Annotated in this window: 12 protein-coding genes; 5 read left to right on the top strand and 7 right to left on the bottom strand. The window is 65.5% G+C overall.

Annotation, left to right across the window (positions count from 1 at the left end; translation table 11 throughout):
• Positions 1-32: 32 nt before the first annotated feature.
• On the bottom strand, positions 33-662 hold the full coding sequence (locus tag I9018_RS32335; protein WP_124347040.1) for a LysE family translocator: 630 nt from the start codon (positions 660-662) through the stop codon (positions 33-35).
• Between the two features lie 145 nt (positions 663-807).
• Between I9018_RS32335 and I9018_RS32330 the strand changes: the two genes are divergently transcribed.
• The gene (locus I9018_RS32330) at positions 808-1281 is read left to right on the top strand and encodes an Lrp/AsnC family transcriptional regulator (RefSeq protein WP_068576645.1); all 474 of its coding nucleotides are present in this window, start codon (positions 808-810) and stop codon (positions 1279-1281) included.
• 60 nt (positions 1282-1341) lie between these two features.
• Here I9018_RS32330 and I9018_RS32325 read toward each other — a convergent pair whose 3' ends face one another.
• The 6 genes from I9018_RS32325 to I9018_RS32300 are packed head-to-tail and all read right to left on the bottom strand — an operon-like array spanning position 1342 to position 7091.
• Positions 1342-2274 carry a phosphatidate cytidylyltransferase gene (locus I9018_RS32325; RefSeq protein WP_241108384.1) on the bottom strand — a complete coding sequence of 311 codons (933 nt, stop codon included), beginning with the start codon at positions 2272-2274 and terminating at the stop codon, positions 1342-1344.
• A 1-nt stretch (position 2275) separates the two neighbouring features.
• Positions 2276-2899: a lysophospholipid acyltransferase family protein gene (locus I9018_RS32320; protein ID WP_241108383.1), complete on the bottom strand. Its 624-nt coding sequence runs from the start codon at positions 2897-2899 to the stop codon at positions 2276-2278.
• Positions 2900-2908: 9 nt separating this feature from the next.
• Positions 2909-3364, bottom strand: coding sequence for a hypothetical protein (locus I9018_RS32315; protein ID WP_068576551.1), 456 nt, complete (start codon positions 3362-3364; stop codon positions 2909-2911).
• Positions 3354-4700 carry a phosphatase PAP2/dual specificity phosphatase family protein gene (locus tag I9018_RS32310; RefSeq protein WP_241108382.1) on the bottom strand — a complete coding sequence of 449 codons (1347 nt, stop codon included), beginning with the start codon at positions 4698-4700 and terminating at the stop codon, positions 3354-3356. The genes I9018_RS32315 and I9018_RS32310 overlap by 11 nt, the downstream gene beginning before the upstream one ends.
• Complete coding sequence (locus I9018_RS32305; protein WP_241108381.1) at positions 4700-6457, bottom strand: bifunctional alpha/beta hydrolase/class I SAM-dependent methyltransferase; 1758 nt, start codon at positions 6455-6457, stop codon at positions 4700-4702. The genes I9018_RS32310 and I9018_RS32305 overlap by 1 nt, the downstream gene beginning before the upstream one ends.
• Before the next feature lie 10 nt (positions 6458-6467).
• Positions 6468-7091 (bottom strand): CDP-alcohol phosphatidyltransferase family protein, encoded by a 624-nt coding sequence (locus tag I9018_RS32300; protein ID WP_068576547.1) that lies wholly within the window; start codon positions 7089-7091, stop codon positions 6468-6470.
• 246 nt (positions 7092-7337) lie between these two features.
• Here I9018_RS32300 and I9018_RS32295 point away from each other — a divergent pair, with 246 nt between their 5' ends.
• From I9018_RS32295 to I9018_RS32280, 4 genes are read left to right on the top strand one after another with little or no spacing between them, the layout of a single operon-like run.
• Positions 7338-9287 (top strand): protease modulator HflK, encoded by a 1950-nt coding sequence (locus I9018_RS32295; RefSeq protein ID WP_241108380.1) that lies wholly within the window; start codon positions 7338-7340, stop codon positions 9285-9287.
• Positions 9284-10333: a protease modulator HflC gene (locus tag I9018_RS32290; protein WP_068576544.1), complete on the top strand. Its 1050-nt coding sequence runs from the start codon at positions 9284-9286 to the stop codon at positions 10331-10333. Before I9018_RS32295 ends, I9018_RS32290 begins: the two co-directional genes overlap by 4 nt.
• A complete protein-coding gene (locus I9018_RS32285; protein WP_068576542.1) occupies positions 10330-11388 on the top strand; it encodes an SPFH domain-containing protein in 1059 nt (352 codons plus the stop codon). The genes I9018_RS32290 and I9018_RS32285 overlap by 4 nt, the downstream gene beginning before the upstream one ends.
• Positions 11385-13286 (top strand): heavy metal translocating P-type ATPase, encoded by a 1902-nt coding sequence (locus tag I9018_RS32280; RefSeq protein WP_241108379.1) that lies wholly within the window; start codon positions 11385-11387, stop codon positions 13284-13286. The genes I9018_RS32285 and I9018_RS32280 overlap by 4 nt, the downstream gene beginning before the upstream one ends.
• Positions 13287-13398 lie beyond the last annotated feature (112 nt).

The following is a 13398-nucleotide window of genomic DNA, read 5'->3' as shown; positions in this document are numbered from 1 at the left end:
CGCCAGGTCAGGTCGTACGGTCTGCGGCCAAATCAGGCTTGCTGGACGAAGGTCAGGCGCAGGGCGAAGCCGATCAGCAGGCTGCCGAACAGCCATTGCTGCAGGCGTTGCGCCGAAGGGCTGCGTTGCATCCAGCGACCCAGTCCGGCGCCGGCCAGGGCGTAGCAGCAGTCGAATAGCCCACCGACGCCCACCAGTAACACGCCCAGGGTGATGAATTGCGGTGCCACCGCCCCGGCTTGGGGATCGACGAACTGCGGCAACAGCACCGAGCAGAACAGCAGGGCCTTGGGGTTCAGCAGGTTGGTCAGCACCCCGCGCTGGATCGCCTGGCGCCAGCGCAAGGGGGTGGCCGCCGTGCCGCTGCCGTCCAGCGCAGGCAGCAGGTTGGCCCGCAGGCATTGGATACCGATCCACAGCAGGTAGGCCGCGCCGGCCAGGCGCACCACATCGAAGGTCCAGGGCGCGGCCTTGAACAGCGCCGCCAGCCCCAGGGCCGCCAGAGCCACGTGACAACCGCGGGAGATGGCCAGGCCGAGGGCCGTCGCCAATGCCTGGGCCTTGCCTTGGCGGGCGCCGGTCTGCAACAGCAGGATCATGTCGGGGCCGGGCAGCAGGTAGACCACCGCCAGGGCCAGGAAAAACATCCACAGTTGCGCCACGTTGCACCCCCATTCGTTGTCGAGTCGGTGCCCACAGTTTAGGGCTGGAGGGCAGGGCAGGTGCTTGCGTAATCAACCAGCGCTCACATAAAAGTTGGCATAAAGTTCCAGTATTCAGCCAAAGGACCATCCGGATATGCCAACCATGAAACTCGACGCCTACGACCGCAAGATCCTCGCCGCCCTGCAGCGCGACGGCCGCTTGAGCAACGTGCAACTGGCGCAAGAGATTGGCCTGTCGCCATCGCCCTGCCTGCGCCGGGTACGGATGCTGGAGGACGCGGGGGTGATTCGCGGCTACCAGGCCACCCTGGATCGCGACGAAGTGGGGCTTGGGCTGACGGTGTTCGTCGGGGTCAAGGTCGAGCGGCACAACGATGCGGAAGCCGAAGCCTTCCGCCAGGCGGTGTTGCAGTTGCCGGAGGTGATCTCGGCATTCCTGGTCTCCGGCGAGTCGGACTTCCTGCTGCAAGTGGTGGTGCCCGACCTGCGGGGCTACGACCGCTTTCTTACCGGTCATCTGCTGAAGATCCCGGGGGTCAGCGATATCCGCAGCAACTTCGCGATCCACACCGTGAAGACCCCAGGCCCCTTGCCGCTGGGCCACCTGCCGGGCTGACCTGGTTCGTGGCGAGGGTGCTTGCGCACGCTCGCCACAGGGCAAGCTGCTAGTGCCCGGTCAGGTCCACCAGTAGCGCACCAGGTGGAAGAAGATCGGCGCGGCGAAGCACACCGAGTCCAGGCGGTCGAGCATGCCGCCGTGGCCTTCGATCATGTGCCCCCAGTCCTTGACCCCGCGATCGCGCTTGATCGCCGACATCACGATGCCGCCGGCAAAGCCCAACAGGTTGATCAGCAAGGCGATGAAGAACGACTGCCAGATACTGAACGGAGTGATCCACCACAGCGCACCGCCGATCAGCGAGGCCAGCAGGATGCCGCCGACAAAACCCTCGACGGTCTTGGACGGCGACAGGTTGGGAGCGATCTTGCGCTTGCCCAAGAGTTTTCCACAGACGTACTGCAACACGTCCGAAAGCTGTACCACGATCACCAGGTAGGCGATTAGCAGCAGGTTGCGGCCCTCGTAGCCGGCGATGTCCAGGGTCAGCAGGGCCGGGACGAAGGATACGCAGAACACCGCGATCATCAGGCCCCACTGGACCTTGGAGGCGCGCTCCAGGAAGTGCGTGCTGTCGCCGCCCAGGGAGGCGAGGATCGGCAGCAGCAGGAATACGTACACCGGGATGAAGATCGAGAACAGCCCGTACCAGTCCGAGTAGATCAGCAGGTACTGCAGGGGCAGGGCCAGGTAGAACGCCGCCACCAGCGCCGGGTAATCGCTGCGCCGGGTGGGAGTCAGGGTCAGGAACTCGCGCAGGGCATAGAACGACACGGCATAGAACAGCAGGATCACCGCCGCGGTGCCGAGCCAGAAGGCGATGCCGATCACCAGCACCATCACCCACCAGGCGTTGATCCGCGCGTTGAGGTTGTCGATCACCGGGTTGGGGCTGCCCCGGGTACGCCACTTGAGGATCAATCCGATCAGCGAGGCCAGCACCAGGATGGCGCCAATACCGCCGAACAACATCAGGGTCTGCTTATCCATTTCAGGCGTGCTCCGGAGCCAGGGCCAGCAGCGCGGCGCGGCTGCGTTCGAGAAAGTCTTCCTTGCTTTCGCCGTCTTCCACCGCCAGGGGCGCGCCAAAGCTGATGGTGCACAGCAGCGGCAAGGGCAGGAAACGGCCCTTGGGCATGACCCGGTTGAGGTTGGCGATCCACACCGGGATCACCTCCACCTGTGGATAACGCTTGGCCAGGTGGTACAGGCCGCTCTTGAACGGCAGCAGGCCGTCTTCCGGGTTGCGCGTGCCTTCGGGAAAGATGATCAGGGAGTCGCCGCTTTCCAGGGCCTCGAGCATGGGTTGCAGGGGGTTGTTATCCACAGCCTCCTTGCGCTCGCGATCGATCAACACGCCGTTGAACACGCGGTTGATGATGTAGCGCCGCACGCCGCTTTTCTGCCAGTAGTCGGCGCCGGCCACGGGGCGGGTCAGGCGTCGCAGGGCCGGTGGCAACGAGGCCCAGAGCAGTACGAAGTCGCCGTGGCTGCTGTGGTTGGCGAAGTAGATCCGCTGCACCGCCTCTGGCGCCGAGCCCAGCCACAGGCTGCGGGCGCCGGTAATGCTGCGGGCGGCGGAGGTGATGAGGTTGGCTACCAGGGGTTCGAACATGGGCATTCCTTATCCGGCAAAGACCAGCCAGGGGCTGATCAGAATCACGCTCAATATCACCAGCACTTGGGTCGCCAGCAGCAGTGCCTGGCGGCGTAGCAGGCCAAGAGCACCCTGGCTGCGTTCGTGCCAGGGCCGCCCGCCGCGCTCGGCCGGTTGCAGGCCGAGCGCGCTCAGGGCCTGGTCCAGGGCGCGGGTGCTGTGCTCCAGGGAGGTCGGGGCATCGGCCACCCGTTGGAACAGCTCGGCATCGAAGGCGACGCGTAGCGCCAGGTACTTTTCCACAACCCCCAGCACCACCAGGGCGATGCTCAGTAGCAGCCCACCGAGGGTGACGCTGGCCAGCAGGTACTGGCCCAGGCCATACAAGGCGCCGAGCAGGGTCAGGCCTGTGGATAACTGGTCCAGTGCCTGCCCTCGGCGTAGCAGGCTGGCGACGCTGTACAGCTGCATGTCATTGGGCATGGAGGCTGCTCCTGGCGCTGATCAGGCTTTGCAGGGCTTGGCGGTGGGCCGCTTGCAGGACGATGTGTGGGCGTGCCCGTTGCAGTTGCACGATGGCCCCGTCCACGCTGCTCGCGCGACCGCTGTGCAGCAGCCAGGCGGCCAGTGCCGTGGCACTGCGTGAGTAACCCAGGGCGCAACAGACCAGCAGCGGCCCGTGCTGGCGCAGATCCTCGATGGCCTTGGCGGCCTCCAGGCACTGGGCCGGGCTCGGCGCGCACAGGTCCAGCACTGGCAGGCTCCGGTAGGCCGCGAGCGGACGTCCATCCAGGGACAGTTCGGCACACAGGTCGAGTACCGCCGCGAATGGGCTGGCCTGGAGTTCGGCGGGGGTGGGCAGGCGCCCCAGCCAGACGTTATCCACAACCTGGTCCGGCTGTGGATGGTTTCTTGTCCACAACCTCGAGTTGATCCAGGCACCCGCCAGATAAGGCGCCAGCAGCCAGCGTGCGGCGGGGCTCAGGCGCCCATCCGCGCGCTTCTGGAAGCCCGCGGCATCCAGCACGGCGTAGTTCACCGCCACCAGCAGCAGCGCCAGCGCCGGCCATAGCAGCCACAGGCCGATGCCGTTCCAGGCATAGGCCGCCAGGGCCAGCGCCACCGCTGCGAAGGCATAGCGCAGGGCCAACTGGCGGCGCCTTGGGTCATTGCTCAGGCGAGCACTGAACAGCGGGCTGGGGCGATCCAGCGGCCACAGCCAGACGCACAGCCAGCCGGCCAGGGCGCCTGTGGGTACATCGATGAAGTGGTGTTGATAAGTGGTCAGCACCGAAATCCCGATCAGCGCGAACCAGCCATGCACCAGCCAGCGCCAGGCCCCGTGGATATGCCGCGCATAGCAGACCCAGAGCACCACCAGCAGGGCGATGTGCAGGGACGGTGCCTGGTTGAAGGGTTTGTCGAAACCCGCCAGCACCGCGAACAACCAGCCGAACAGCCCGTCCAGTTCCGGCCGGGAGAAGGTGAAGCGCAGCGGCCAGAGCAGGAAGCAACTGACGGCGATCACCTGGGCGCTGAGCAGGCGCAGGGCATGGCGCTTGAGTTCGCCGCGGCTGCGCGGCAGCAGCAATGACAGGCCGTAGAGCAGGTCGATGGACCAGTAGGGGACGATGGTCCAGGCCCAGAACGGCATGTGCCGCTCCCAGTCGAAGACCAGGCTGGCGACGTCGTCGCGCTGCGCAGTGACCCAGGTGGCGAAACCATAGGTGCCGAAGAACAACGGTGCCAGCAACAGCAGCCAGAGCACCGCCGGCTTGAGCAGCCCCGGTTCGCGCGCCGGCAAGGCGCCTGCGCTCATCATTGCACCCGTTGCGCCAGGGAGACGCTGAAGATGCCCCATTCATCCACCCGCATCGTTACCTTGCGAAAGCCTGCGGCCTCCACCAGTTGGTCCATCTCTGCCTGGGTGCGGCGGCGCATGACCCAGGCCTGGCCCTCGCGGTGGCTGGTCAGGGCCCGGGCGATCAGCTCCAGCTGCGGGTGCCAGGGCTGGCCGGTGTACACCAGGTAGCCGCCAGGCTCCACGGCGCTGGCTAGGCCGGCCAGGGAGTCGCCCACCATCTGGTTGTCGGCGAACAGCTCGTACAGGCCGGAAACCACCGCCAGGGTCGGCTTGGGGTCCAGGGCAGCGAGATCGTCACGGTCGAAGGCATTGCCTTTGACGAAGCGCGCGATATCGCCCAGGCCTTTTTCTTGGATCAGGGCACTGCCGTCACGCACGTTGATATCGCTGTAGTCGCGCAGCAGGATCGATTCCGGCAGCGGCGCAACCCCCTGCAAGGCTTCGAGGATGTAGCGGCCGTGGCCGGCGGCAATATCGACGATGCGCACTTCGCTGCCTTGTCCACGCAGCTGTTCCATGGCCAGGCGCAGCAGTTCTTCCACATGCAGCTTGCGCTGGCGAATGCCGCGCCAGCCGATGGAGTTCAGGTAGTTCTGGTCGATCATCCGGCCCAGTGGCGTATGCCCGGTGGGGCGGTTGCGGTAGACGTAGTCCAGGGTGCTGCCGGAGTCGAAGCCGGTGTCGAACCCCAGCTTGACCCCCGCCGAGAGCCGGCTGCCCAGGCGCATGCTGGCGCGAGTGGTACGCCAGTACAGGTCGCGCAGGGAGTTGCGTGGCAGCGGCGCGGCCAGGGCCTCGGATTCGGCGCAGGTGGCGCCCAGGCGGTCGGCGTCCAGCAGGGCAGGGCTCTGCAAAGGAAGGGTGAAGTTGTGCAGGATGAAGCGCCGGATGCTGGCCATGGCCGGGGCGCGTTCCTTTTCGCCCAGGGTGTCGTGGAAGAAGCCCGGGAGGATGTGTTTTTCCTTGCGCAGGCTGCCCAGACGCTCGAAGAACTGCTCCTGGGGCTTGCGGTGCACCACGAAGTCGGACCCGGAGATCAGCAACTGGGTCGGCACCTGGATCGCCTGGGCATCGGCGACGACCCGATCTGCGGCCTCATACAGCCCCAGCAGGACATTCACCGAAATCGCCTTGGTGATCAGCGGGTCGCTGTCATAGCTCTCGACTCGTTGCGGGTCGTGGCTCAAGAAGCGCGCCTTGACGTAGCTGTTGACGAAGAAATTACCGCGAAAGCGCCGCATCAGGGCCAGGCCGGGACGGGCGAAAGGCACGTAGAGCTTGACCTTGAAGGCCGGGGAGGCCAACACCAGGGAGCGGATCCGCGGCGCATAGTCATGGACCCAGGTGGCGGCGATGACCGCGCCGACGCTCTGGGCCACCACGGCGATGTTGTCCTCGGCGATCTGGTGGGCGCTGCCCAGGTGATCGCAGAACGTCTGCACGTCACGCACGCTGGTGGCGAAGCTTGGACTGTCGCCCCGGGCTCCCGGAGACTGGCCGTGGCCCCGGGCGTCCCAGGCGAAGAAGTCGATGTGCGGCAGGTCCAGCTCGTCCACCAGGTGGGCGATGCGCCCGGAGTGTTCGTGACCCCGGTGGAACAACATCACCGCCTGGCGTGGTTGGTCGGCAGAGACTTCACTGGCTGGCCAGTGGCGGTAAAACAGTTCGACGCCATCATGGGTACGAAACGTCCGGTGCTGAGCTTCGCGCATAGCCATTTCCTTATGCAGAGGGAGCGTTGTTCTGGACTTCTTCGAGGCCCTTTCGGACCCGGTTGATCAGGGTGTAGACCAAGAGTGCGGCGACCAGCGCCAGCACGCCGTTGATCCAGGGAGCACTGAGCCAGCCCAGGGCGATGCCCGTTGCCAGCACGCCAAGGACGAAGGCGCGGTCGCTCTTGCCCATGGGGCCGTCGTAGCGCCGGGAAGCACCGACCATGGGGCCCAGCACGCCGGCGTACTCGCTAAACAGCGCCAGCAGGGCCACCGCCAGGACCAGCAGCAGGTTGACCTCGGGTAGCAGGGCGAAGGGCAGGATCAGGGCGCTGTCGGCCACCACGTCGCAGAGTTCGTTGAGGTAGGCGCCCAGGCGCGATTGCTGGCCGAACTCCCGGGCCAGCATGCCGTCGATGGCATTGAGCGCCATGCGCAGGATCATCCACAGAGGAATCAGGGCGAATAGCCAGGCGTGGCTGGCGAACAGGGCGATCAGCCCGCCCACCAGTAAGGAGATGACCGCTGCCAGTACGGTGATCTGGTTGGCGGTGGTGCCGTTGTCGTAAAGGCGTTGTACCAACGGCCGCAGCAGGTTCTGAAAGCGCGGTTTGAGCTGGTAGATCGAAAGCATGATGGGACGGTTCCTTGTCGCACACGGTGAGCAGGGCTGGATTATTGCCTTAAATGCCGGAGGGCCGACATCAGAAGTTGCTGCGTTGGAGCAAACAGCGATCTATGTATCTACGACGTGCGCAATAGATGAAAAGGCATGGCTGGCGACGAAAATTTCACTTGAATCGTTATATAGTAACGAATTGTATCCAGATTTTTCGGCCCGCGATTCATGCAGAGGGCCGGATCAGAGCGGCGGGGTGGTATGCAAGTCGATCTAGAGACGCAAGGGCCAGACGTGGCCGGCTTGCCAAGGTTCCAGCAGGCAACCTTCCACAGCGTGCGTTTACGCCGCTGGGGCATTGGCCTGTTGACCCTGGCGATACTGGGATTGGTATCGGCGGTATTCGTCGATCTGTTCGCGGCGCTGACCCTCTGGCCGGTGGTGTTGGTGAACCTGTCATGTGCCTTGCTGGTACTGGTTGCGGGCCTGCAATCGGCCGGCTGGGTCAGCCAATGGCGAGAACAGGCGATCGCCCCTGCGCCAGTGAGTCCGCAGGAGGAAGAACCCCAGGTACAGGCAGGAGGGCGGTTTTCCGCGGCCCTGGGCACGCGGGCCAGGCATCTGTTGCGGCAGATCGGGGCACCGACCCTGTGGCTTGGCGGCTGGTCGTTGCTGACCCTGTATTGCCTGTTCCAGGTGTTCAATCTGGCGCTGCCCGCCACGGCCCTGGGCTTGAGTGCCAGTGTCTTCGCTGCGCTGGCACTGTTACTGGCCTTTGCCCTGTTGGTGCTGGAGCGCCAACTGGCCCAGGAACACCCGGCTGAATGGCCGGAGGCTGCGGCCCTGGCGCAGCTGCTGCGAATGGCGATCCTTTGCCTGCTGGCCAGCGCACTGTGCCTGCTGCTCAGCAGTGATACGGCGCTGTGGCCGGTGCGCCTGGCGGTATTGATCGGTCTGTTGCCTGCACTGGTGGCCGGCGAGTTGCTGCTGCGCTCGCTGCTGTCGTTGTTCAGCCCCCAGCGCGAGCGCCTTGAGCCCAGGTTGCTGGCCCATAGTTTTATCGCTGACTTGCTGCGCTGGCCACCGCAGCCACTGCTCAGCCTGCAACACGAATTGCACAATCGATTCGGCATCGATCTGCGACAGATCTGGGCTTTTGCCTATATGCGCCGAGCGTTCTTCCCCGTGCTGGCGACGATTCTGTTGGTGGGCTGGGTTTTGACCGGTGTTCATGAGATTTCCATGCAAAATCGCGGTATTTACGAGCGTTTTGGCAAACCTGTCACGGTTTTTGGCCCAGGCCTGCACCTGGGGTTGCCCTGGCCCCTGGGGCGGGTACTGTCGGTGGAAAACGGCGTGGTCCATGAACTGGCCACCAGTGTGGGCGAGGCTCCACAACCTATCGAGCCGGCGGCAGCGGAAGGGCCCGCCCCAGCGATTGCCAATCGTTTGTGGGATGCCAGCCACGTGAATGACAAATCCCAGGTGATCGCCAGTGGCAATGTCCGGCAGCAGAGCTTCCAGATCGTCAACATGGACGTGCGCTTCGTCTATCGCATTGGCCTGGACGATGCCGCGGCGTTGGCCGCGACCTACAACAGCAGCGATGTGCCGACCCTGATCCGCAGTACCGCCAGCCGAGTGCTGGTGCATGACTTCGCCTCGCGTACCCTCGATGGCCTGCTAGGGGAGGACCGCACCCGCCTGGCCGACGATATTGGCCGTGCGGTGCAGGCCGATCTATCCAAGCTCGACAGCGGTGTGGAAATTCTCGCCACCGTGGTCGAGGCCATTCATCCGCCGGCCGGCGCGGCCAACGCCTATCACGCTGTACAAGCTGCGCAGATTGGCGCCCAGGCGCTGATTTCCCGCGAACGTGGGGCCGCAGCGGAACAGACCAACCAGGCGCAATTGCAGGCCAGCGAAGTGAACGATAAGGCGCGTGCCACGGCGCGTGAGATCCAGGCCGAAGCCCAGACGGCCGACCTGCGGTTCGCCGCCGAGCAGAAAGCCTACGCCGGTGCGGGCCAGGCATTCATCCTGGAGCAATACCTCGGCCAGTTGATCCAGGGCCTAAGCAAGGCCCGGCTGTTGATTCTCGATCACCGTCTGGGCGGCGACAGTGCGCCAACCCTCGACTTGCGTACCTTCACCTTGCCCGCCGACCCGATGGCGCCGCGTAAAGCCGCCCAGCCAGGAGCCGCCCATTGAGCCAGTCTTCCCATACCCATTCCCATGATGCGCATGCCGGTCACGATCACGGGCACGGTCATCATCACCATCATGGTCATCACCACCATCACCATGGTGCGCCGGCAGAGGCGGGACCGTTTCCCTGGCGGCGCATGGGCTGGGCAGCGTTGCTGGTGGCATTCGCCCTGGCGGCGGCGAGCCTGGTCCAGGTGCGCTCCGGTGAAGCCACGGTGATAACCCGATTCGGCAACCCGGCCCGGGTCCTGTTGGAACCCGGATTGAACTGGCGCTGGCCGGCACCCTTCGAGGCGGCGATTCCCGTGGACCTGCGCCTGCGTACCACGTCCAGTGGCTTGCAGGATGTAGGGACCCGCGATGGCCTGCGTATCATCGTCCAGGCTTATGTCGCCTGGCGTGTGCAGGGTGACTCGGACAACGTGCAGCGTTTCATGCGGGCAGTTCAGAACCAGCCGGACGAGGCCGCCCGGCAGATCCGTACGTTCGTTGGCTCGGCCCTGGAAACCACGGCCAGCAGTTTCGACCTGGCCGACCTAGTGAACACCGATGCCAGCAAAGTGCGAATTGCCGACTTCGAGGCGCAACTGCGCCAGCAGATCGATCAACAGTTGCTGTCCACCTACGGCGTGCGCGTCGTGCAGGTGGGCGTCGAGCGCCTGACGCTGCCGTCGGTCACGCTGACCGCTACGGTGGATCGCATGCGCGCGGAGCGGGAAACCATTGCCACGGAACGCACGGCGGTGGGCAAGCGCGAAGCCGCGCAGATCCGTTCCGCTGCCGAACGCGACGCGCGGATCGTGCAGGCCGACGCCACGGTGAAGGCCGCGGACATCGAGGCGCAGTCCCGGGTAGAGGCCGCACAGATCTACGGTCGGGCCTACGCCAGTTCGCCACAGCTCTATAACCTGCTGCGCTCCCTGGATGCCTTGGGTACCGTGGTCAACCCGGGAACCCGGTTGATTTTGCGCACCGATGCTGCGCCGTTTCGAGTTTTGGTGGATGGCCCGCCGAACCTGCCGAACAAAGCCCCCGGATCGCAGCCATGAACAGCGTTCCACGTGGAACAAACGAGCTGAACAGCCCGTGGATCCAGGCTGGCCGCCTGGCGTTCATAGCGCTATATGTGGTCACCCTTCTCGCTGCCCTGGCTTGGGCCTTGTCCAATGTGCGGCAGATCGATCCGCAGAACCGCGCCCTGGTCTTGCATTTCGGCGCCCTGGCCCGGGTCCAGAATGCGGGGTTGCTGTTGGCCTGGCCTCGACCGTTCGAACAAGTGGTGTTGCTGCCGGCTGCCGACCGGGTGCTGGAGCGCAGGGTCGAAGGCCTGCTGCGCTCCGCTGCTGCCCAGGACGGGGACCGGGTCGCGACCCTGGCCACGCCGCTGAACGACACGTTGGCCGGTTCGGGCTACTTGCTCACCGGTGATGCGGGTGTGGTGCAGTTGGACGTCCGGGTGTTCTACAAGGTCAGTGATCCTTATGCATACGTGCTGCAAGGCGACCATGTACTGCCGGCCCTGGACCGGTTGGTGACTCGCAGCGCCCTGACCTTGGCTGCGGCGCGTGACCTGGACACCATCCTGGTGGCTCGCCCGGAACTGCTGGGCAATGACCACCAGGCGGCGGAGCGACGTGAGCGGTTGCGTGGCGATCTGGTGCAAAGCATCAACCAGCGCCTGGCAGATCTTGCTGCCAGTGGGCAGGGCATTGGCCTGGAAGTGACGCGGGTGGATGTGCAGTCGAGTCTCCCCGAGCCAGCCGTCAGTGCGTTCAATGCGGTGCTGACCGCCAGCCAGCAGGCCGACAAGGCGGTGGCCAATGCGCGTACTGAAGCGGAGAAACTTACCCAGAGCGCCAACCAGCAGGCCGATCGCAGCCTGCAAGTGGCCCATGCCCAGGCCAGTGAGCGACTGGCCCTGGCCCGAGCCCAGACCGCCACGGTGCAGAGTCTGGCCCAGGAGCAGCGCAACGGCACCGATCCGCAGATGCTGCTGCGTATCTATCGTGAACGCCTGCCGCAAATTCTTGGCCGAGCCGGCTCGGTGACCACCGTCGATCCGAAAGACGATTCCCGCCTGATCATCCAGGGAGCTGAACAATGACCGCTTCGACCCATGCGGCACCCGCCAGCATGTTGACCACCGCCGAACAACGCAGCGCCGCGCGCCAGTTGACCCTGGCCATGCTCGCCCTGGGGCTGTTGGCCCTGGGCCTGGCCTGGCGCTGGTTGGCACCGGAGCAGGTCGGTGTCAGCCAGCTGCTCCTGGGGGTCGCCTCGCTGCTGGTGGCCGTGCCGGTGCTGCGCTCGGCCTGGTTCAGCCTGCGTTACCCGAGCCTGCATGGCATCACCGACCAGCTGATCGCCTTGGCCATGCTGGGCGCATGGGCCACGGGGGACCTGCTGACCGCTGCCTTGCTGCCGATCATCATGATCTTCGGCCATGTGCTGGAAGAGCGCAGCGTCATCGGCTCCCAGGAGGCCATCGACGCCCTGGGGCGCCTGACCCGGAGCCAGGCGCGCCGGGTACAGGCCGATGGCAGCGTGCAGGAGGTGGATAACGCCAACCTCAGGACCGGGGACCTGGTGGAGGTCCGTGCCGGGGACCGGGTACCCGCCGATGGCGTGGTGGTGTCGGGCCAGGCCAGCCTGGATACCGCGCCGATCACTGGTGAATCGGTGCCGCTGGAGGCGAGCGTGGGCATGCCAGTGTTCGGTGGTGCGATCAACCTCGATGGCCTGCTGCGCCTGGAAGTGACCCGTACCGGCGAGGAGTCGACCCTGGGCAAGGTGATTGCCCTGATGCAGAGCGCCGAGCGGGCCAAACCGCCGATTACCCGCCTGCTGGAACGCTATGCCGGCAGCTACCTGGTGCTGGTGTTGCTGCTGGCAGCGGTGACCTGGTTCATTACCAATGATGCCCAGGCCATGCTCGCCGTGCTGGTGGCGGCTTGCCCTTGTGCCTTGGTGCTATCGGCGCCGGCCACCGCCATCGCCGGAATCGCCGTGGCGGCCCGCCACGGCATCCTGATCCGCAGCTCGGCGTTTCTCGAAGAACTGGCGGACCTGACCTCCCTGGTGGTGGACAAGACCGGAACCCTGACCTTTGGCACCCTGCGCCTGCAGGCTGTCGACACTGCCCAGGAAGATCGACGGGCGCTGCTCAGCCTCGCCGCCAGCCTGGGGGCGGCCAGCAGTCACCCCGTCAGCCGGGCGCTGGCAGCACTGGTGCCGCCTGAGCAGCAATGGGCCCTGGAGGATATCCATGAGCGCCAGGGCCTGGGCGTGGTCGCGCGTACCGACGAAGGCCAGGCGGCGCTGGGTCGACCGGAGCTGTTCGCCAGCTTGGATATCGATACCAGCCCGGTTCCGAACCATGACGGGCCGATTGCCGGGTTGGCGCTCAATGGTGAGTTCCTCGGTTGGCTGCTGTTGGCCGATAGCGTCAAGCCCGAAGCCGCCCAGGCCCTGCAAGAGCTGCGCGAGTTGGGGCTGGGGCGCCAACTGTTGCTCACCGGTGACCGGCAAAGCGTGGCGGACAGCCTGGCGCGAGAGGTGGGCATCAGCGATATCGAGGCCCAGGCCCTGCCGCAAGACAAGCTCCAGCGGGTGCTGGGGGAGATCGACAAGGGGTTTCGGCCCATGGTGGTCGGCGACGGCATCAACGACTCCCTGGCACTCAAGGCTGGAGTGGTGGGGGTGGCCATGGGGGCGGGCGGCGCGGACATCGCCCTGGCCTCGGCCGACGTGGTGCTGATCGGCAGTGACTTGCGCCGCTTGGGGACTTGTGTGCGCTTGAGCCGTGAATGCCGGCGCACCTTGCAGGTCAACGTGATCATCGGCCTGGGCTGGACCCTGGCCATCGTCGCCTTCGCCGCATTCGGCTGGCTGGGGGCGGCAGGGGCGATGATCGCCGCGGTGCTGCATAACCTCAGCACCTTGCTGGTGCTGGGCAATGCCGGGCGCTTGCTGCGCTTTCAGGAGCCTTTGGCCAAGGCTTGAGTCGCCGGCTTTTATTTTCATCCCGGCTGTAACGCCGGGAGTCTTGCTCTCTCTAGTGGCATGACGGGGTTGCCCAGGCTTCCCGTCTCCCCCCTTGCGACTATTGAGGAAA

This window comes from Pseudomonas sp. MPFS (genome assembly GCF_022537035.1).
In the GTDB taxonomy this organism is placed as follows: domain Bacteria; phylum Pseudomonadota; class Gammaproteobacteria; order Pseudomonadales; family Pseudomonadaceae; genus Aquipseudomonas; species Aquipseudomonas sessilinigenes.
Note: the sequence above shows the minus strand (reverse complement) of the source record. Positions and strands in the feature narration are given on the sequence as shown.